Genomic DNA, 19,210 nt, shown 5'->3' on the forward strand with positions numbered 1-19,210 from the left:
TTTGGTCTCATTATTGTGCAATACAATAGTAATAATTGAAACAATTGATTTTTTACTTATCAAGAATTTCGGTATCTTACGCCGCAGTTAAGCACTCATTACGGGTGCTTATCTATGCTAACTGTGGTGCTTGCGGCGTCAATAGTAGACGCCGCTCTTTTTTCTCTCCCTCCCCTGTGAAACAATGCCTTAATACCGACAAATAAAAGATCCCATACTTCCCAACACGACTGACGGAGATTTCATAATGGCAGAAGATTACATTCTTTGGTTTGATCAATTGGGGATGCATGACGTTAATATCGTCGGCGGCAAAAACGCATCTCTTGGAGAAATGATCAGCAATCTGGCAAACGCGGGCGTTAGCGTACCCAATGGCTTTGCGACCACCACACATGCTTATCAAGATTTTATCCGCGCTGATGGTCTCGCTGACCGCATCAACGCGCTACTGAATTCACTCGATGTCGATGACATCCACGCACTCACGACGGCGGGGAAGACCATCCGTGGTTGGGTAATGGATACTCCCTTACCACAAAAACTACTGGAAACGGTACGTGAAGCTTATGACACCTTAGCCGCTGGTTCTGGCGACACCGCTTCTTTCGCAGTACGTTCTTCAGCCACCGCTGAAGATTTGCCAGATGCCTCCTTTGCAGGCCAGCAAGAAACATTCCTCAATGTACGTGGCCTCGACAATGTCATTGCCGCCATCAAGGAAGTATTCGCCTCCCTGTATAATGACCGCGCCATTGCCTACCGCGTCCACCAGCATTTCGAGCACGACAAGGTATTCCTGTCAGCTGGCGTACAAAAAATGGTACGCAGTGACATTGGTGCCAGTGGCGTACTGTTCACCCTCGACACCGAATCTGGTTTCCGCGACGCAGTATTCGTAACCGGCGCGTATGGCTTGGGCGAAACGGTCGTACAAGGTGCTGTCAACCCCGACGAATTTTACGTTTACAAGCCTAATATTGAAGCTGGTCGTCCTGCGACCCTCAGCCGTCGTTTGGGCACTAAGGCCATTGAAATGGTCTACGCTGCTACCGCAGGCGACGCGCACAATAAAGCAACATTAACCCGTGAAGTCGACGCAGCACGCAGCCAACGCTTCTGCCTAACCGAAGAACAGGTCGAATCGCTTGCCCGCCAAGCCATGATCATCGAAAAGCATTACCAACGCCCGATGGACATCGAATGGGCACTGGATGGCGGTGATGGCAAGCTCTACATCGTGCAAGCTCGCCCTGAAACCGTCGAAAGCCGCGCCTCTGCCACCATCATCGAACGTTACCAGCTTAAAGCCAAAGGCGATGTCGTTGCTGAAGGCCGCTCAATCGGTCAGAAAATAGGCCAAGGCCCTGCCCGTATCATCATGAGCATCAGCCAGATGGACGAAGTGAAGGAAGGCGATGTACTCGTAACCGACATGACCGACCCAGATTGGGAACCGATCATGAAACGCGCCTCCGCCATCGTCACCAACCGGGGTGGACGTACTTGCCACGCTGCGATCATTGCGCGTGAAATGGGCATCCCTGCTGTCGTTGGTTGTGGCGATGCCACTCAACACATCAAAGACGGCGACCCTATCACCGTTTCCTGTGCAGAAGGCGACACCGGCTTCATCTACAGCGGCCTACTGCCGTTTGAAGTGCGCACGGCTGACACGGGCAATTTGCCTGACCTTTCCGTGAAAATCATGATGAACGTGGGCAATCCGTCCCGCGCCTTCGCCTTCTCACGCCTGCCGAATGCGGGCGTTGGTCTGGCACGGTTAGAATTCATCATCAACAACACCATCGGTATTCACCCGAAGGCTTTGCTAGAATTCGATAACCTACCCGCCGACCTGAAAGCCAAAATCGGCGCGAAGATTGCCGGTTACGCCAGCCCGGTCGATTTCTACGTGGAAAAACTGGTCGAAGGCATCGCCACGCTTGCGGCTGCCTACGCACCCAACAAGGTGATCGTGCGCATGTCCGACTTCAAGTCGAACGAATACGCCAACCTGATGGCGGGCGACCGTTACGAGCCACACGAAGAAAACCCAATGATCGGCTACCGTGGCGTTTCCCGTTACCTGTCCACCAATTTCCGGGATTGCTTCGAACTGGAATGCCGTGCCTTGCGTAAAGTCCGCGAAGAAATGGGCTTAACCAACGTCGAAATCATGATCCCGTTCTGCCGTACCTTGGAAGAGGCTCAGCAAGTTACCGAATTGCTGGCAACACAAGGCATCAAACGGGGTGAAAACGGTTTACGCCTCATCATGATGTGCGAAATCCCCTCCAATGCTGTACTAGCCGAAGAATTCCTCGAATACTTCGATGGCTTCTCCATTGGCTCCAACGACATGACACAATTGACACTCGGTCTTGACCGTGACTCTGGCCTGATCGCACATCTGTTCGACGAGCGTAACCCTGCGGTGAAAAAGCTGCTGAAAATGGCGATTGATGCTTGCCACAAGCAAGGCAAATACATCGGTATTTGCGGACAAGGGCCTTCGGACTACCCCGACTTCGCGGTTTGGTTGCACGAACAAGGCATCAGCAGCTTGTCATTGAACCCGGATACGGTGGTGGATACTTGGCTGCACCTCGCCAGCCTTGACAACGCCAAGGCATGAGTACCGAAACGTGCAAGAAGCAGCGGACAGTGTTTTACCTGTCCGACCGCACAGGCATTACCGTCGAAACGCTGGGTCACAGCTTGTTGACCCAGTTCGATGGCATTAAATGGCGTAAAATCAGCATCCCGTTTCTGGATTCTGAGGAAAAAGCCAAAGCTGCCGCCGACCAAATCAACCTGACCGGCAAACAGGATGGCTGCCGCCCGCTGGTATTCAGTACCCTGATCGATCCTGCGGTACGTTCCCTGATAGAGCGGGCTGACTGCGCCATTTACGATTTTTTCGAGAGCTTCATTGACTCGATGGAAAAGGAACTGGGGCAGCAATCCTCCCACGCTATCGGGCGTTCGCACGGGGTCAATAACAATGCCTCGTACACCAAGCGGATTGCAGCCGTCAACTTTGCCCAAACCAACGATGATGGTATCAGCGCGAAAAGTTTCGCCGAAGCTGACATCATTCTGGTGGGGGTTTCACGCTCTGGCAAAACGCCAACCTGCTTGTATCTGGCCTTGCAATACGGCATTTACGCTGCTAACTACCCACTGACGGAAGAGGACATGGATTCATCATCCCTTCCCTCAATCATCAAGCCCTTCAAAAACAAATTGTTTGGCTTAACGATTACGGCAGAGCAGTTACATAAAATTCGCCAAGAACGCAAACCTAACAGCCGCTACTCCTCGCTGAATCAATGCCAGCAAGAACTTCAATGGCAGCAAAGTTTGTATCAACGCGAAAAAATTCCCTACATCGACACGACTGCAACGTCGATTGAGGAAATGGCGACCACCATCCTCAACCGCAGCGGCTTGAAACGGCAGTTGTACGGGGAGTAAGTCAAGTGCGACAATACGCACTTTTTCCCAGCCCCGGAAACGCCATGACAGCCCAGATCATTGATGGAAAGAAAATCGCCGCCGACGTCCGTGTCGAAGTCAAACAAGGTGTCGATGCACGCCTACAACAAGGCAAGCGCCGCCCCGGCCTTGCCGTTATCCTCATCGGTTCCGACCCTGCGTCGCAAGTGTACGTCAGCCACAAGCGCAAAGCCTGCGACGAAGTGGGCATTATGTCACGCTCTTACGACCTGCCCCCGCAAACCACCCAGCACGAACTGATCGAACTGGTCAACGAACTCAACAACGACCCGCTGATTGACGGCATTCTGGTGCAACTACCCCTGCCTGCGCATCTAGATTCATCCCTGATCATCGAACAAATCAATCCTAGCAAAGACGTGGATGGGTTCCATCCCACCAATGTTGGCAGACTAACCCTACGTATTCCCAGCCTCCGCCCTTGCACACCCTATGGCATAATGCGCCTACTGGATAGCACCGGCGAAGTCTACAAAGGCCGCCATGCGGTCATTGTGGGCGCGTCCAATATTGTCGGTCGCCCGATGGCGCTGGAATTACTATTAGCCGGTGCAACCATCACCGTCACCCACCGCTTTAGTGGCTGTTCCACCCCCGATCTGGTTCGGCAAGCCGACATCGTAATCGCTGCGGCGGGCAAACCGGGGCTAGTCAAGGGTGACTGGATCAAACCGGGCGCAACCGTGATCGACGTAGGCATCAACCGACTAGCAAACGGCAAACTGGCTGGCGATGTAGAATTTGCCGCCGCAGCAGAACGCGCAGCGTGGATTACCCCGGTTCCCGGTGGCGTCGGCCCGATGACCGTGGCCATGCTGATGAAAAATACGCTGGAAGCCTGCGAAAAACATTCGTTCTAGGCGTGAACAGGGGCGTATTCAATACGCCCCTGTCCTGAACCTCTTATTTCTTACCGGCTTGTTCCAGCAGCATTTTAACCGTTTCGGCATCCAGTGCACCGGACTCTTGCAAGCGGCGGATCACCGGTGCTGGCAAGCAAACCACCTCAGATGAGCGGAAATCAACCCCGCCGGATACACCACCGCACTTCTGGCGTTTGGCATCACCTGCTTTGGTTTTGGCTTCGTCATAGGTAATTTTAGCAGCATCAATCCAGCCATTCTGGCCTGCCCAGCGCACGCGTTCCATCGCAAATGCACCGGCTTCGGCACGTTGCCCCAGCTTGACGATGCTGGTTCCGCTGTGGGGAATTTCCACCGCAATGGCATCCTCACCATGATCAACGAACATCATCAAACTTTCACCGGGAGATAAATTTTGGACAGCATACACCGGGATGGATTTGAATAAGCCACCTTTAGCAGCCTCTGGATAACCACAGCACTCCTTATCCTGTATAGCTGGGTCAATCAAACATTGGCGCCGTTTATTTGCCTCTGCTGTCGCAGCGGGATCATCGACTAATGCATCGGATAATACCCACCCCGTTTGATCATCCCAACTCACCTTTTCCCAGACTTGATCGCCAACGGTCATTTGTGCATTGCGCCGAGCAATCCAAGTAGCATTATGAGGAATATTGACCAGAACTTCTTTACCCGGATCTTTGTACATTTTCAAGACATTACCCGCATCCAAACCTTGGACGCGGTAAACCAACGAGGTATCAGCAGGCATAGGCAACGCTGCATTACACAGTAATGGTGTAACTAACAACATAAAACCACCCAACCATACCCGAGAGGTTGTTTTCAAGACGCTTTGCTTATTCATAATCAATCTCCAGCACATTCTCAACTTGATCAAAAAGAAATCAATGACAAGCCTGATTAATCTTTGATAAACATATATTTACACAAGATGATTATGATCTTACAGTTGCAAAAAAGTCACAACCTTGACGGATGAAGTTACGATTTATTCTGCTTATAGGACATAAACATGGCATCACCATAACTAAAGAAGCGGTATTGCTGACGAATCGCGTGTTGATAGGCTTGCTTGATATTTTCATAACCCGCAAACGCAGACACCAACATCAACAGGGTAGATTCAGACAGATGGAAATTAGTAATCAGCGCCCCTACCACTCGAAACCCACAACCGGGTGTAATGAATAGACGGGTGTCACCTTGAAAAGGCTTTAAACTGCCATCCTGTGCCGCACTTTCTAGGCTGCGCACAGAGGTTGTACCAACAGCCACCACTTTACCGCCACGCGCATGACAAGCCGCCACCGCATCACAAACCTGCTGGGAAACCTCAACATATTCGGCATGCATAACATGCTGCGATAAATCCTGCACACGCACTGGCTGAAACGTTCCTGCGCCAACGTGTAGGGTCACGGCAGCCATTTGCACGCCTTTATGCTGCAAAGCATCCAACAATGCCTGATCAAAATGCAAACCAGCGGTTGGTGCTGCCACTGCTCCGGGCTGCTGGGCAAACACCGTTTGATAACGTTCCCGGTCTGCTAAGGTATCCTCACGCTCAATATAGGGTGGCAAGGGCATATGCCCATACTGCTCCAATAAACTCAAAGCAGAATCCGTATGCAAAAACTTCACCTCAAACAAATCCCCCTGACGCCCAGTCACCTCTGCATCAATTGCTTGTTCCAACCGTAAGCGCGTCCCCGCTTTAGGCGCTTTACTGGCACGCACATGAGCAAGCGCGGTATGTTCGCCTGTAATACGCTCCACCAACACCTCGACTTTGCCACCGCTGGCCTTTTCACCGTGCAAGCGGGCAGGAATCACCCGAGTATTATTGAATACCAACAAATCTTCTGGCTGGATAAGGTCTAACACATCGGTGAACCGACCATCGCGGTATGCACCGGTGGTGCCATTCAGAATCAGTAGACGACTGGCGCTACGTTCTGCCAATGGCTCAGCAGCAATCAGTTCAGGCGGGAGGTCATAATGGAAATCACTCAGTTGCATGGGCATCCGTTATTGTATTGGGCAGTTATGAGGAAAGAAATAATAACATTTCGTAAAATTTCTTTCGACAAATCGAAAAATTTAGGTATAATTCGCAGCCTTCACACCCTGCCGGGATGGCGGAATTGGTAGACGCAGCGGATTCAAAATCCGCCGATGGTAACATTGTGCGAGTTCGAGTCTCGCTCTCGGCACCACTTGTGAACTAATAACAAGTGAGAACATCTAACCCGCCAGTCGCGGGTTTTTTTGTGCCCGCATTCGGCACACCAGACCAAAAGGCTAACAACGACAAAGGGCTAACCACAATGTCACACCATGCCAAAGACCTCCTCGCGCTCGCGAAAGCGGTTATCGACACTGAAATTGCTGCCCTCGCCGCCCTACCCTCACGCTTAGACAACGAATTCCTGAACGCCTGCGAAGCCATACTGGTCTGTAAGGGGCGCGTCATTGTCACCGGCATGGGCAAATCCGGACACATTGGCAATAAAATCGCGGCAACGCTTGCCAGCACCGGGACACCCGCGTTTTTCCTGCACCCCGGCGAAGCTAGCCACGGCGACCTCGGCATGATTGTTAATGGTGATGTCATCATCGCACTCTCCAACTCCGGCACGAGTTCAGAAATTCTCGCCATACTGCCCGTCATTCGCCGCCTCGACGTGCGTGTCATCGCCATGACTGGCGACCCGCACTCACCAATGGCAGAAGCCGCCGATTTCCACATCAATATTGGGGTAGATAAAGAAGCCTGCCCGCTGGGGCTTGCACCTACCTCCAGCACCACCGCCACACTGGTGATGGGCGATGCGCTCGCGGTTGCCCTGCTGGAAGCACGCGGCTTTACCGCTGAAGATTTCGCCCGTTCCCACCCCGGCGGACGCTTGGGCAAACGCTTGCTGGTACATGTGCATGACATTATGCATACCGGTGCAGACATCCCACAGGTCAACCCAGATGCACCGCTGCAACAAGCGATTCTGGAAATGACCCGCAAAAAACTCGGCATGACAGCCATCACCGATACTCACGGTAAACTGCAAGGTATCTTCACCGATGGTGACTTGCGACGCTCTTTCGATAAAGGCCAAGACCTGCATACACAACCCATTTCCGCCCTGATGACTACACAATTCCGTAGCATCGACGCCAATAGCCTCGCGGTCGAAGCCCTCAACCTGATGCAGGAATACGCGATTACCGTGCTGCCAGTCGTGCAGGATGGCAGCGTTATCGGTATCATCCACATGCATGATCTTTTACGCGCAGGAATCGCCTGATGATAAACACTTTTGACAATCTCCCCGCCGCTGTGCTCGAACGCGCCCGCAACACCCGTCTGGTCATTTTCGACATCGACGGCGTATTGACCGATGGCAGCCTGTTCTACGGCGATGACGGCCAAGAATACAAAGCCTTCAACTCCAAAGACGGGCACGGCATCCGCATGTTGCTAGAAAGCGGCCTAGAAATGGCGCTGATCACCGGGCGACAATCCGAACTGGTGTTGCACCGTGCCGACAACCTGAAAATTCCCCGTAACCGCATCTGGCAAGGCTACCGCGACAAGCGTCCGGCCTTCGCCGACCTACTTGCCCAAACCGGGTTAAAGCCGGAAAACATTGCTTACGTGGGTGATGACGTGGTGGATTTACCTGTCATGGCGCAAGTCGGTTTTGCTATCGCGGTGGGGGATGCACATTACCACGTCAAACAGCACGCCCACTGGGTCACGCAAACCAACGGTGGTCGTGGCGCAGGCCGTGAAGTCTGTGAAATGCTGCTACACGCCCACGGTAAATTACAAGCCAAGCTAGACAGCTACCTGACATGAAACACCTCATTGCGCTGGTTGTCACCCTGATCATCATCCTGCTGATTACGCAGGCTGAAGATTATCTAGGTAAAACCGACATCAGCCAATTGACGATGGAAAAAGACCAGATAGACTACTACCTATCCGATTTTTCCATCATGGCAATAGAGTCCGATGGCAAGGTAGGTTATGAACTGACTGGGCAGCACTTGTCACATTGGCAAGGCAAACGCCAAAGTCGCATCATTGCCGCAGAAATAAAGACCTCGGCAGGATTCAAGCTACAGTCAGACCGTCTGTTGTATGATCAAGCCACACGGGAAATTTCCACCGATGCCGAAGTGTTCATTACATCACCTTCTGGCACCACACAATCTACCGGACTTACCGCTAAACTTGACGATAATTTACTAAAACTGGATTCCAATGTTCGCTCAACCTATCAAGTCAAATAAAGGGTTAACCCCTTGGATTTTGTGCTTACTGCTAGCAGGCATGGTTTCGACCACTCAGGCTATTACCTCCGATGTGGAAGCTCCGGTACAAATTGAAGCGGACTCAGCCGTATTCGACAAAATAGCGGGTAAAGCCAGCTACGACGGCAACGTCAGCATCCGTCAGGGAACGCTGGAAATCCTCGCTGCCCACATTGAAATCAACGCCCCCAACAACGAAATCGTCAGCATTGTGGCCACAGGCTCCCCCGTCAGCCTCAAGCAAAAAATGGACAATGGCAAACTCGCCAGTGGCAAAGCCCGTGAAATGCAGTATCTAGTCAAGGAAAAGCGCCTGATCCTCAACGGTAATGCCGAGCTCCTGCAAGATCAGGACAGATTCACCAGCAATCACATCGAATACCTAACAGGCACAGGCCAACTTAAAGCAGGCGGCACCAGTAGCAAAGGCAAAGCAGGCCGAGTATCCGCCGTGTTTTACCCCACCAATAAAGCCGCCGAATGAATACCCTTTCCGCCCGTAACTTGCAGAAAAGTTACAAAAAACGTCAAATCCTCAAAGGTGTAGATTTGCATGTCAACACGGCAGAAGTCGTGGGTTTACTCGGGCCGAACGGGGCGGGTAAGACCACCTGTTTCTACATCATCGTCGGTCTGGTTGGCGCTGATGCTGGGCAAGTGATGCTCAACGACAAAGACATGACCGCCGCCGCCATGCACGAACGCGCCCGTGAAGGCATCGGCTACCTGCCACAAGAAGCCAGCATCTTCCGCAAACTGACCGTGGCGCAAAACATCATGGCCGTGCTGGAGTTACGCAAAGAGCTGAACCGTAGCCAACGCCAAGCCAAGGTTGATAGCTTACTGGAAGAATTCCAACTGACTCACCTGCGTGACAGCCAAGGCATCAGCCTCTCAGGTGGCGAACGGCGCCGTGCTGAAATTGCCCGCGCCCTTGCCAGCGAACCTGCCTTCATCCTGCTAGACGAGCCATTTGCCGGGGTTGACCCGATTTCCGTACTGGAAATCCAGAAAATCATTCGACACCTAGTCGCCCGCGACATCGGCGTGCTCATCACCGACCATAATGTGCGCGAAACCCTAGGTATTTGCCACCGTGCCTACATTCTCAGCGAAGGTAAAATTCTGGTCGAAGGTTCACCTGATGACATTTTGCAGAATGAACAAGCCCGGCGTGTCTACCTCGGGGAAAATTTTAAATTGTGAGCTAGCTTAAGTCAGCCACCATTCACCTCGATTATCGCATCTTTGCACCAGCAAACGATTAGCGTAGTATAAAAGCCATGACAGACAGGATTCATCGGCGACACAGCAAAAAGGAATAACAAGAACAATGCTCAAACAGGGATTTGATCTCAAACTTGGCCAGACACTCTCGATGACGCCACAATTACAACAGGCCATTCGCTTGTTGCAATTATCGTCACTGGAGTTACAGAACGAAATTCAGCAAGCACTGGAAGACAATCCTTTGCTGCAACTTGCCGATGAAGCCGATGACTCGCGCCCTGAAATACCCAACGAGCCGCTCGCCGAAGCCACCACCAATACTACCGAGCTATCCGACACGGAATCTTCCGCAGAGGCATCTAACGACCATTCCCAGCTTGATCAGGACATTCCCGACGAACTGCACATGGATGCCGAATGGGAAGATATTTACGATACGCGCAGCAGCAACAGTGACGGCAACGGCGATGCGAATGGATTCCTAGAAAATCAAGGAGATACCGCCGACAGTGGCTTGCAGGAACACCTGCTATGGCAAATTCGCATGAGCAACCTGACCAGCATCGACAAGCAAATTGCGGAAGTGCTGATAGGCTCGCTCGATGATGCCGGTTACTTGTGCGACCCGCTCGAAGAAATCTTTGAAGACCTCCGCAACGACCTGCTGATTGACATTGAAGACCTCGAAGTTGTCCTCAAATTTATCCAGCAACTCGACCCGGTAGGCGTAGGTGCACGCGACTTACGTGAATGCCTATTGATCCAGTTGGCGCACCTTCCAGAAAGCCGCATTCTCTTCAAGGCTCGCCAGCTCGTCGAAAAAAATCTGGACTTGATGGAGCGGCGCGACTATAAAGAAATAAGCAAAAGGTTGAAAATAGAACAGGGAGAACTCGAAGAGATCATCTTGTTGTTACGCAGCCTTCAACCACGACCGGGTAGTGCTTATTCAGCATCCAGTGCCGATTACATCGTGCCTGATGCCTATGTCCGCAAGATCAAAGGAGAATGGGTGGTTTCACTGAACGCGCAAGTCACACCACACCTGCAAGTCAATCAGTATTACGCTGACATGCTGGGACAGGCCAAAAGTGAGCATGATGCCAGCTACTTCAAATCCAATTTGCAACAAGCCCGCTGGCTGATCCGCAGCGTGGAAAGCCGCAATACCACCATGCTGAATGTTGCCAAAGCAATAGTTGAACGTCAAAGCGCTTTCATGCAATATGGTGAGCAGGCAATGAAGCCATTGATTCTCAGGGATATAGCAGAAGAGCTTGAAATGCACGAGTCCACCATCTCCCGCGTCACCACCAACAAATACCTGTATACCCCACGCGGTATCTTTGAATTCAAATATTTCTTCTCCAGTCAAGTCGATACTGATACGGGATCTAGCTGCTCTTCGACGGCCATTCGTGCCATGCTCAAAAAACTCATTAATGAAGAAGACCAGCACTTACCCCTAAGCGACAACCAATTGACCAACCTGCTCAACCAGCAGGGTATTAATGTAGCGCGACGCACTGTCGCTAAGTATCGTGAAGCAATGTCGATTCCGTCATCACATGATCGGAAGACATTGGTTCCGACCTGAACTGTGACTGTTATCATGACAAACACAGTTTCATCCATGACCTCGAATAAGGAGCTTGCATTATGCAATTAGAAATCACTGGGCATCATCTTGAAGTGACAGACTCCATGAACAACTATGTGCGTGAAAAGGCAGAACGCCTGAAGCGTCATTTTGACCAAGTAATGAAAATCCATTTCATTCTGGAAGTCCAAAAACAGAACCACAAGGCTGAAGCAACTTTTCATGTCAATGGCAACCACTTCTTTGCAGATGCCATTGCAGATGATATGTACGCAGCCATTGACGCCCTGACTGACAAGCTCGATCGGCAAATTGTCAAACACAAGGAAAAGATAAAAGACCATCATCGTCAGGAAGCTGTACAACTAGCTGCTATCACTGAAGAAACTGTGGACTGATATATTATTATGGACATCACTACCCTGCTATCTCCCGAGCGAATTGCCTGCAAGCCAGACATTTCCAGTAAGAAACGTGCCTTTGAATATTTGGCTGAAATGCTTGCCTTAAATCAAAGCACCTTAAGTGCCGATGCTGTTTTTGACGCACTCATCAACCGGGAGAAGCTGGGTAGTACCACTATCGGCAATGGCGTTGCTATTCCCCATGCGTGTATGTCCGTCACTCAACCTTGCGGGGCTTTGTTGTTAGTGGAAGACGGGGTCAAAATGGATGCGCCGGATAAAAAACCCGTGCAACTGTTCATGGCGATTCTGGTTCCACCCAACCAAGCCCCTGATTATTCTGAGCTCATTACCCAACTGACCAGCACTCTGATACAAAAAACATTGATTGAAGAAATCTGTAGCTATTGTGACAGTGAAGCGATGCTGGATCACTTCATTATGTTATTCACTCCATCCAACCACCCGTTAGAGGGTGCATTAGCGGCCTAATAGTATGCATTTAGTCATCATTAGCGGTATGTCTGGTGCTGGCAAAAGTTATGCCTTGCACACACTCGAAGATAACGGTTACTACTGTATTGATAACTTGCCTTCCCAACTGCTGGAAGCCTTGCTCAGTACTCCGCAAATAGCCAAACAGCCATATTTAGCTGTTGGCATTGACATCCGAGGTGGGCGCGACAGCCTGCTGGATACCCCCGACATTATCAAGCGGGTACGTCAGCGCGTGCCCAGCACACAAGTCATTTACCTGTATGCCACACAGGAAGTCTTGCGTAAACGTTACAATGAAACCCGCCGCCGTCACCCCTTAACCAGCGAAGCTCAGGAACTCGACAAAGCCATTGCGTTAGAGTCCACCCTCTTGGAGCCACTGGCTATTGACGCTGACTTACGGCTGGATACCTCGCATATTGGCGTGTATGAGTTGGGGCGTATGCTAACTGCACGCATCAGCCAAACCGACCAACAGCACTTGTCGCTGATGATCCAATCATTCGGCTTCAAACACACTGCCCCGTCGGATTCTGATTTTCTGTTTGACGTGCGCTGCCTGCCCAATCCTTACTGGGAACCTGACCTACGCACCCTGACAGGTCGAGATGCAGGCATTATCGAATGGCTCGAAAAGCATGATGAAGTACAACGTATGTATCACGATCTGCGTGCTTTCCTAGACAACTGGATTCCCAGTATCGACAACACCAACCAGCGTGCTTACCTGACAGTCTCCATTGGCTGCACGGGTGGACGACACCGTTCAGTGTATCTGGCCGAACAGCTCTACAAGCACTTTCGCAAAACCATGGGTGAAAACGTCATCCTGCGTCACCGCGAACTCAACTACGTGCGTTAGTCGCGCTGCTGTCACGAAAGTGACACATACTTACGCTTAAATGCCTGTATAACATGAAATTCATACAGGTTTCACATGAGCAATATCCTGATTGTCGAAGATGAACAGCCGATCCGCAAAATGGTCGGCTTTGCCCTAGGACGGGCAGGTTTCACCCTGAACGAAGCGGAAACGGCTGAACAAGCGTACACCGCGATCCACCGCCAACGCCCGGAACTGATCCTGATGGATTGGATGCTGCCCGGCATGAGCGGCATTGAACTGGTCAAGCGCTTACAACGCGACAGCAACACCCAAGACATCCCTGTCATTATGCTAACCGCACGCAACGAAGAAGCCGACCGCATTTCCGGGTTTCAGGCAGGCATCGACGATTACATCAGCAAGCCGTTTTCCCCCGCCGAATTGGTGGTAAGAATTCAAGCCGTATTGCGCCGCACCCAGCATTCCCAACCGGCAGACATCCTCGCATTCGACAGGCTGACTCTCGACCCACTCAGCCACCGCGTGACCGCAGGCGACACTGAACTCGAATTTGGCCCCACCGAATTCCGCCTGCTGAAATTTTTCATGCAACACCCAGACCGTGTGTACAGCCGCGAACAACTGCTGGATAACGCTTGGGGACGCAATGTTTACGTGGAAGAACGCACGGTGGATGTGCATATTTTGCGCCTACGCAAGACCCTCGCACCGCACGGGTTTGAACATTACATCCAAACCGTGCGCGGCTCAGGCTACCGTTTTTCGCCGAACCCCTGACCTTCTGCCAGCGTAAACACAACCGTCACAAAAACGTCACTGTCTTGCAGTATTAACCCTGCAAAATCAGTAAGGTATCCACTACGAGACGTACATTTTTGTGTCAAAGCCCAACCTCCAGCTTATCAGCAGCAGCACCCGCATGAGCGTCGTCACCGAAACGTGGCCACCAGAAATCAACGGGGTAGCACGCACCATCAGCCAGATGGTGACAGGCTTGCGTGCACACGGCGGCTATCACATCCAGTTAGTGCGCCCACGCCAGACTGCGCGTGACAAAGCCTTGCACGCAGACGGTTTTCAGGAATACCTCGTCAATGGGCTGACGCTGCCGTTTTACAAAGAAGTTCGGCTCGGCTTCCCGCAATACAACGCCCTGAAACGCTTGTGGAAAAAGCAGCGCCCCGACATCGTGCAAATCGTCACCGAAGGCCCACTCGGTTATTCCGCCATGAAAGCGGCGAACAAGCTCGGCATTCCGGTCATCAGCGACTTCCACACCAACTTTGACCAATACAGCCGCTACTACCGCTTGAGCGGGCTGTTTAGTCTGGCAAAGCGTTATTTACGCCACGTCCACAACCAGACACTGGTGACGCTCGTGCCCACCCGAGAATTGCAGCAACAACTGAGCACCAACGGCTACACCAAACTGGGCATTCTGGATCGTGGCATTGATGTAAAAATGTTCAACCCACAACGCCGCAGCCCTGCCCTGCGCGAACAACTCGGCGTCCAGCCCGACCAATTGCTGGTCACATTGGTCTCACGCATGGCACAAGAAAAAAACCTCGATCTGGCGTTTGAAGCCTTTCGCGCGATTCAACAACACGTTCCCAAAGCACGTTTCCTGCTGGTTGGCGATGGCCCAGAACGCAAACGCTTGCAAGATGCCCACCCCGACTGCCTGTTCGTAGGAATGCAAACCGGCACAACCTTGGCGGAACATTACGCCAGCGGCGACCTATTCCTTTACCCCAGCACCAGCGAAACCTTCGGCAATGTAGTGCTAGAAGCGATGGCCAGCGGCCTGCCGGTCGTCACCTTCGATTACGCAGCCGCTCACGAACATTTACGCAGCAATATCAACGGCATGAGCATGGCACTGGATGACAATGCCGCTTTCATTCAAGCAAGCACCACACTCGCGCTCAACCCTGTTTTACGCAAAACCCAAGGCCATGCCGCCCACCAGACCGCCCTCAGCTTGAGCTGGGAAAAAGTGGTGGAACGTTTACACCAAACCCTCCAGACCATTCTGCACGAGGTACGCCATGAAGCTGCTACACCAACTAAATGACCGTGAAATCCCGTTGTGCCTTCTGTTCAACCGGGTCAACCACTTAAAACCGATCAGCCTGTTTTTTGCGGCGATCAGCCGTTTGGGAAACGGGGTCTTTTGGTACGTGCTCATGCTGATGTTGCCGCTGATTTACGGCTGGCAAGCCCTGCAAGTCTCGTTGCACATGGCTTTGGTGGGGCTGGCTGCCCTGCTGGTTTACAAATGGCTGAAAAGCTCCACCGAGCGGGTACGCCCTTACAGCCACAGCGACAATATCCTGCAAAATGTAGCGGCACTCGACCAGTTCAGCTTCCCTTCCGGGCATACCTTGCACGCGGTTGGGTTTAGCTGGGTATTGCTGAGCTATTACCCGGAATGGTTCGTGCTGGTAGTGCCGTTTACCATCCTCGTCGCCTTGTCGCGGGTGGTGCTGGGGCTGCATTACCCTAGCGATGTGCTGATGGGCGCGTTTTTGGGCGCTGGTCTGGCACAAGGAAGTTTCTGCCTGTTGTCTTGCCTATTCTAAAAGGGGGCGGTCATGACGTTGCAACCTGTCATTCTGGAAGGCCGTTTAATCAACCTTGAACCCCTCACTGAGCAGCACATCCCCGACCTGTTGTACGCGGCGCGTGATGAACGGCTGTGGCACTACATGTTTTATGGCAACCTCGCCGAACGCGAACCGATGGAAGCCTTCATCCACAACGCCATCCGCTTGCGTGAAGCAGGCACTGACCTGCCGTTTGCCGTCATCCACAAAGCGACGGGGCGGGCGATTGGCAGCACACGCTTCCGCGACATTTGCCTGAAACACATGAAACTGGAAATCGGCGGTACGTGGTATGAAACCGAACACCAGCGCAGCGGGGTCAATCTGGAAAGCAAATACCTGCTAATGCGCCATGCCTTTGAAACCTTCGGTACCTTGCGAGTACAGTTCAAAACCGACATCCGCAATGAGCGTTCGCGCCAGTCGCTGGAAAAGCTCGGCGCAGTGCAGGAAGGGGTATTACGCCGCAGCGCCATTATGCCGGATGGGTTAATCCGCGATACGGCCGTTTACAGCATCCTCGATACTGAGTGGGGGATGGTGAAACAAAGGTTGGAAGCGCGGATGCAACGCAACAGTGTCAGCACCCATCAAAATATGCCTCGTATAATCAGCCCGCCTGTGCATTTGACGCCAGCTCAAACTCCTGAAAATTCACGGGTAAATTAATCTCATCCTTGCCGCGCTGCAAAGTCAGGCTGAGTTGCACCGCCCCTTCATATTGCTCCAGCAATTGTACTGCTTGTGCCTCGCTTTCCAGTTTCACCCCATTGACTGCCAGCAACACATCCCCTGCTTGCAAACCAGCCTTGTGAAATAGCGCCGGATCAGCACCGGGTGTTAAACGATAACCGGACAATTTGCCATTCACCACGACCGCCTCCGGCTGCACTGCGTCAAACAGACGGTAAGGGTCTAGTGCTGCGTTGTCACGGAATGACTTCAAATCGACCAGCGCCAGCTCATCCATAGACAACACCGGCAAAGCTGGCTGGGCAGTGTGCGGTGTCACAGTGTGATCACCCAATTCCAACTTTTCCAGATGCTTACCCTGTTGTAGCAAGGCGTAGCGCTCGCTGACCTCCAACAACTTCACCCCTTGATGGGTATGCAATTCGCGCCCGCTTTGCACCAGAAACTGCTTCCCCTGATACTCCATCACCGCAAAACCCTGTCCATCCGGCAAGCCCAACATACCCTTCAGGTTAAGCGGCAAAACACTCACGGGAATATCTTGCCAATCCAGACGACGCTTCACCGCCCCCGCAGGCGCGGGCGTTGACTCGAACTGAAGCGGGAAGCGCAACAGCGGCAAATAAGCCGGGTTGTAATTGCCTTGCGGGTAAGGCTGGGTATTGTCAATTTGCGTAGCACTGTTACCCGCACGGTACGTAACACTCGCCGGATTATCCTGCTCAATCGGACGTTCCGTAATCATTTCACCGGTTTGGTACGCCGTGCCATCCACACGGGTCAGCGGCTCCGCAGGATCACGGAAATGGCGGAACGTCACAGGCGTTTCCGGGAACACATCCTTGCCTTTGCTATAACGCTGGCTAACCACCACTTGGCGATAACGCGCCGCTGCCGCCAGTGCATCGCGTTCCGGCGGGTACAGCAAACCACCCTTGATGGTTCCATCCGTTTCCAGATACTCACCTTTAGCGGTGAATTCGCGCATCAGCTTTTGACGCAAGGTTTGCACTTGTTGAAAACGCTCCGCGCTGCTGGTGTCGAGGCTCGGCCAGTCTGCACTATAACCCTCCACTTCGCGGATAACCCCCGCCAGCACAGCTTCAACCGCAGGCGGCATATCACCGTAGAGGCTTGCACCCACCACCGTTTCAAGGAAATAGCGTAATTCACCTTTGCCCAACTCACGATTGAGTGGGTCACCCTGACCCGCCTTACCCGGTATCGCGGTTTCCGAGGCATTAGGGTCAGGTTGGTACAACAAGTAATTCATTTCCTGCCACCCCAACGCCCCGGCAAATTTGCGCGGCATTGCCCAAGTGCTATCCACGGTATTGCCCGTGCCAGAGGTAAAGGTTGGAAATTCAGTGCGGGTAATGCCACTGTGGCAACCGATACACTGGGTCATTTCTTCACGGTTTTGCGGACGCAAGGCACCATTCTTGTCTTCGATATAGCCAGCCAACAGCCAGCCTGCACCATTGTCTACCCAGCCTTGTGCATCATTGCCATAAACCCCCGTGCCTTCGGATTTTTCACCAGGGCGAAACTGGCTCGGCTGCCAATCCTGCATTTTGTACATGTAGCGCACTTCCTTGACCCGGCGGCTACGCGTTCCTGGCGCACGGACATCGACATAGTGTAAGGGATGGGCAAATTCCGTCCCTAGTGGGTACAAACCACGCTGAACTGCGACATCCTGCGCTTTCCCCACAAAGGTTTTACCATCAGCGGGTAATAAGCGTCCTTGGATGGCACGTTCCAGCAAATCAAGGTTTTGTTGGTAGATCGCCAGATCAAAACTGCCATTTTCGTGTCGCATGAATTTTTCCGGCAAACGGATGTAGATACCAGAAACCGAGCCAGTCATGGGGGTGAAAATCCCATAGGGCATGAAATTAAGCGCACGCCAACCGGTAATCCAGCCTTGTGCATCACTAAAGAAACCATTTTTTGCCGTTGTACTGCGGACAAAACCATCAGCACTGGCAGGCAAGTCAGCCGGATCAAGGCCGGGAAACAAGCGGAACGCTGACTGCACACCGGCATCCCACTGCTTCGGATCACCGGGACGCTGATCATAAGCCTCTTTCCAGTTATCAGTACGCAGGTAAGTGCGCATATCCCACGCAGTCGGGTCAATTCCCATTGCCACCACCACAGCACGCAGATTTTCTGGCTTCAGGGTATTTTCCCAGTGGTTAATGGTCGCCAAAGGAGCAGTGGTTTCGTAAGGGGCAAAAGCGTATTCCAATTGCAGATTGCCGATACGGGCTTCCAGACCTGCCTGTGGATTGTTATTGCCCAAGCCGGACTGGTAAGCGGCATTGGTGTGGCAATATTGGCAAGCGTTTTGTGTCCCTCGTGAAGTTTCGCTATAACACTGAGCAGGAATCTGCGGATAAGGGTTGCTGAACATTGTCGGGCTAAGGCGACTACCGATCAGCCCCATACTAGGCGTACTAACCGCTCCATCGCCACAGCCCCCCAATAAGAGAAGCCATAACAGTAAATAAATTTTATACATAAAACCAAACCTTGTCAGACAAGAAAGGCCGGTAAGGGGGACTTACCAGCCTTTAGGCAGGAACCTCACATTGCGC

19 protein-coding genes and 1 tRNA gene are annotated in these 19,210 nt (G+C 52.3%); 17 read left to right on the forward strand and 3 right to left on the reverse strand.

The window, feature by feature from the left end; translation table 11 throughout:
- Positions 1–247: 247 nt before the first annotated feature.
- The 3 genes from ppsA to folD are packed head-to-tail and all read left to right on the forward strand — an operon-like array spanning position 248 to position 4,382.
- The gene (gene ppsA, locus Q394_RS0111655) at positions 248–2,638 is read left to right on the forward strand and encodes a phosphoenolpyruvate synthase (protein WP_028489438.1); all 2,391 of its coding nucleotides are present in this window, start codon (positions 248–250) and stop codon (positions 2,636–2,638) included.
- Positions 2,635–3,480, forward strand: coding sequence for a posphoenolpyruvate synthetase regulatory kinase/phosphorylase PpsR (ppsR, locus tag Q394_RS0111660; protein ID WP_028489439.1), 846 nt, complete (start codon positions 2,635–2,637; stop codon positions 3,478–3,480). Before ppsA ends, ppsR begins: the two co-directional genes overlap by 4 nt.
- Positions 3,481–3,524: 44 nt before the next feature.
- Positions 3,525–4,382, forward strand: coding sequence for a bifunctional methylenetetrahydrofolate dehydrogenase/methenyltetrahydrofolate cyclohydrolase FolD (gene folD, locus Q394_RS0111665; RefSeq protein WP_028489440.1), 858 nt, complete (start codon positions 3,525–3,527; stop codon positions 4,380–4,382).
- A 43-nt stretch (positions 4,383–4,425) separates the two neighbouring features.
- On the opposite strand, the gene Q394_RS20085 is transcribed toward folD, so the two are convergent.
- Together Q394_RS20085 and queA are read right to left on the reverse strand one after the other, a co-directional pair.
- Positions 4,426–5,256, reverse strand: a complete 831-nt coding sequence (locus tag Q394_RS20085; protein WP_038141347.1) for a hypothetical protein — start codon at positions 5,254–5,256, stop codon at positions 4,426–4,428.
- A gap of 137 nt (positions 5,257–5,393) precedes the next feature.
- On the reverse strand, positions 5,394–6,431 hold the full coding sequence (gene queA, locus Q394_RS0111675) for a tRNA preQ1(34) S-adenosylmethionine ribosyltransferase-isomerase QueA (protein WP_028489441.1): 1,038 nt from the start codon (positions 6,429–6,431) through the stop codon (positions 5,394–5,396).
- A gap of 110 nt (positions 6,432–6,541) precedes the next feature.
- Between queA and Q394_RS0111680 the strand changes: the two genes are divergently transcribed.
- The 14 genes from Q394_RS0111680 (at position 6,542) to Q394_RS20095 (ending at position 16,583) form a co-directional block, all read left to right on the forward strand.
- Positions 6,542–6,628 (forward strand) — tRNA-Leu (locus tag Q394_RS0111680).
- Between the two features lie 111 nt (positions 6,629–6,739).
- Positions 6,740–7,714, forward strand: coding sequence for a KpsF/GutQ family sugar-phosphate isomerase (locus Q394_RS0111685; RefSeq protein ID WP_028489442.1), 975 nt, complete (start codon positions 6,740–6,742; stop codon positions 7,712–7,714).
- The gene (gene kdsC, locus Q394_RS0111690; RefSeq protein WP_051543344.1) at positions 7,714–8,268 is read left to right on the forward strand and encodes a 3-deoxy-manno-octulosonate-8-phosphatase KdsC; all 555 of its coding nucleotides are present in this window, start codon (positions 7,714–7,716) and stop codon (positions 8,266–8,268) included. Before Q394_RS0111685 ends, kdsC begins: the two co-directional genes overlap by 1 nt.
- Complete coding sequence (gene lptC, locus Q394_RS0111695) at positions 8,265–8,705, forward strand: LPS export ABC transporter periplasmic protein LptC (RefSeq protein ID WP_028489444.1); 441 nt, start codon at positions 8,265–8,267, stop codon at positions 8,703–8,705. The genes kdsC and lptC overlap by 4 nt, the downstream gene beginning before the upstream one ends.
- A gap of 40 nt (positions 8,706–8,745) precedes the next feature.
- Positions 8,746–9,210, forward strand: a complete 465-nt coding sequence (gene lptA, locus Q394_RS0111700) for a lipopolysaccharide transport periplasmic protein LptA (protein WP_245606785.1) — start codon at positions 8,746–8,748, stop codon at positions 9,208–9,210.
- Positions 9,207–9,932, forward strand: coding sequence for an LPS export ABC transporter ATP-binding protein (gene lptB, locus Q394_RS0111705; protein ID WP_028489446.1), 726 nt, complete (start codon positions 9,207–9,209; stop codon positions 9,930–9,932). The genes lptA and lptB overlap by 4 nt, the downstream gene beginning before the upstream one ends.
- Before the next feature lie 127 nt (positions 9,933–10,059).
- Positions 10,060–11,553 carry an RNA polymerase factor sigma-54 gene (locus Q394_RS0111710; protein ID WP_028489447.1) on the forward strand — a complete coding sequence of 498 codons (1,494 nt, stop codon included), beginning with the start codon at positions 10,060–10,062 and terminating at the stop codon, positions 11,551–11,553.
- 62 nt (positions 11,554–11,615) lie between these two features.
- A complete protein-coding gene (gene hpf, locus Q394_RS0111715) occupies positions 11,616–11,954 on the forward strand; it encodes a ribosome hibernation-promoting factor, HPF/YfiA family (protein WP_028489448.1) in 339 nt (112 codons plus the stop codon).
- Between the two features lie 9 nt (positions 11,955–11,963).
- Entirely contained in the window at positions 11,964–12,452 is a 489-nt protein-coding gene (locus Q394_RS20090) for a PTS sugar transporter subunit IIA (RefSeq protein ID WP_051543346.1), read from the forward strand.
- 4 nt (positions 12,453–12,456) lie between these two features.
- Positions 12,457–13,320, forward strand: a complete 864-nt coding sequence (gene rapZ, locus Q394_RS0111725) for an RNase adapter RapZ (RefSeq protein ID WP_028489449.1) — start codon at positions 12,457–12,459, stop codon at positions 13,318–13,320.
- Between the two features lie 75 nt (positions 13,321–13,395).
- Positions 13,396–14,082 (forward strand): phosphate regulon transcriptional regulator PhoB, encoded by a 687-nt coding sequence (gene phoB / locus Q394_RS0111730; protein WP_028489450.1) that lies wholly within the window; start codon positions 13,396–13,398, stop codon positions 14,080–14,082.
- Positions 14,083–14,224: 142 nt separating this feature from the next.
- Entirely contained in the window at positions 14,225–15,382 is a 1,158-nt protein-coding gene (locus tag Q394_RS0111735; protein WP_245606786.1) for a glycosyltransferase family 4 protein, read from the forward strand.
- A complete protein-coding gene (locus Q394_RS0111740; RefSeq protein WP_028489452.1) occupies positions 15,357–15,890 on the forward strand; it encodes a phosphatase PAP2 family protein in 534 nt (177 codons plus the stop codon). Before Q394_RS0111735 ends, Q394_RS0111740 begins: the two co-directional genes overlap by 26 nt.
- Before the next feature lie 12 nt (positions 15,891–15,902).
- Positions 15,903–16,583, forward strand: a complete 681-nt coding sequence (locus Q394_RS20095; RefSeq protein WP_051543348.1) for a GNAT family N-acetyltransferase — start codon at positions 15,903–15,905, stop codon at positions 16,581–16,583.
- Here Q394_RS20095 and Q394_RS0111750 read toward each other — a convergent pair.
- The gene (locus Q394_RS0111750) at positions 16,525–19,134 is read right to left on the reverse strand and encodes a PDZ domain-containing protein (RefSeq protein ID WP_028489453.1); all 2,610 of its coding nucleotides are present in this window, start codon (positions 19,132–19,134) and stop codon (positions 16,525–16,527) included. The two genes, Q394_RS20095 and Q394_RS0111750, sit on opposite strands and share 59 nt — an antisense overlap.
- Positions 19,135–19,210: the final 76 nt, after the last annotated feature.

It is taken from the genome of Thiothrix lacustris DSM 21227 (assembly GCF_000621325.1).
Classification (GTDB): domain Bacteria; phylum Pseudomonadota; class Gammaproteobacteria; order Thiotrichales; family Thiotrichaceae; genus Thiothrix; species Thiothrix lacustris.

Bases quoted from the DNA above. Each gene is read 5' to 3' on its own strand.
- rapZ (WP_028489449.1), top strand. From the start codon at position 12,457: ATGCATTTAGTCATCATTAGCGGTATGTCTGGTGCTGGCAAAAGTTAT.
- folD (WP_028489440.1), top strand. From the start codon at position 3,525: ATGACAGCCCAGATCATTGATGGAAAGAAAATCGCCGCCGACGTCCGT.
- kdsC (WP_051543344.1), top strand. From the start codon at position 7,714: ATGATAAACACTTTTGACAATCTCCCCGCCGCTGTGCTCGAACGCGCC.
- Q394_RS0111710 (WP_028489447.1), top strand. From the start codon at position 10,060: ATGCTCAAACAGGGATTTGATCTCAAACTTGGCCAGACACTCTCGATG.
- Q394_RS20090 (WP_051543346.1), top strand. From the start codon at position 11,964: ATGGACATCACTACCCTGCTATCTCCCGAGCGAATTGCCTGCAAGCCA.
- lptA (WP_245606785.1), top strand. From the start codon at position 8,746: ATGGTTTCGACCACTCAGGCTATTACCTCCGATGTGGAAGCTCCGGTA.
- Q394_RS0111735 (WP_245606786.1), top strand. From the start codon at position 14,225: ATGAGCGTCGTCACCGAAACGTGGCCACCAGAAATCAACGGGGTAGCA.
- lptB (WP_028489446.1), top strand. From the start codon at position 9,207: ATGAATACCCTTTCCGCCCGTAACTTGCAGAAAAGTTACAAAAAACGT.
- ppsR (WP_028489439.1), top strand. From the start codon at position 2,635: ATGAGTACCGAAACGTGCAAGAAGCAGCGGACAGTGTTTTACCTGTCC.
- hpf (WP_028489448.1), top strand. From the start codon at position 11,616: ATGCAATTAGAAATCACTGGGCATCATCTTGAAGTGACAGACTCCATG.
- Q394_RS0111740 (WP_028489452.1), top strand. From the start codon at position 15,357: ATGAAGCTGCTACACCAACTAAATGACCGTGAAATCCCGTTGTGCCTT.
- Q394_RS0111750 (WP_028489453.1), bottom strand. From the start codon at position 19,134: ATGTATAAAATTTATTTACTGTTATGGCTTCTCTTATTGGGGGGCTGT.
- Q394_RS20085 (WP_038141347.1), bottom strand. From the start codon at position 5,256: ATGAATAAGCAAAGCGTCTTGAAAACAACCTCTCGGGTATGGTTGGGT.
- Q394_RS0111685 (WP_028489442.1), top strand. From the start codon at position 6,740: ATGTCACACCATGCCAAAGACCTCCTCGCGCTCGCGAAAGCGGTTATC.
- ppsA (WP_028489438.1), top strand. From the start codon at position 248: ATGGCAGAAGATTACATTCTTTGGTTTGATCAATTGGGGATGCATGAC.
- phoB (WP_028489450.1), top strand. From the start codon at position 13,396: ATGAGCAATATCCTGATTGTCGAAGATGAACAGCCGATCCGCAAAATG.
- queA (WP_028489441.1), bottom strand. From the start codon at position 6,431: ATGCAACTGAGTGATTTCCATTATGACCTCCCGCCTGAACTGATTGCT.
- lptC (WP_028489444.1), top strand. From the start codon at position 8,265: ATGAAACACCTCATTGCGCTGGTTGTCACCCTGATCATCATCCTGCTG.
- Q394_RS20095 (WP_051543348.1), top strand. From the start codon at position 15,903: ATGACGTTGCAACCTGTCATTCTGGAAGGCCGTTTAATCAACCTTGAA.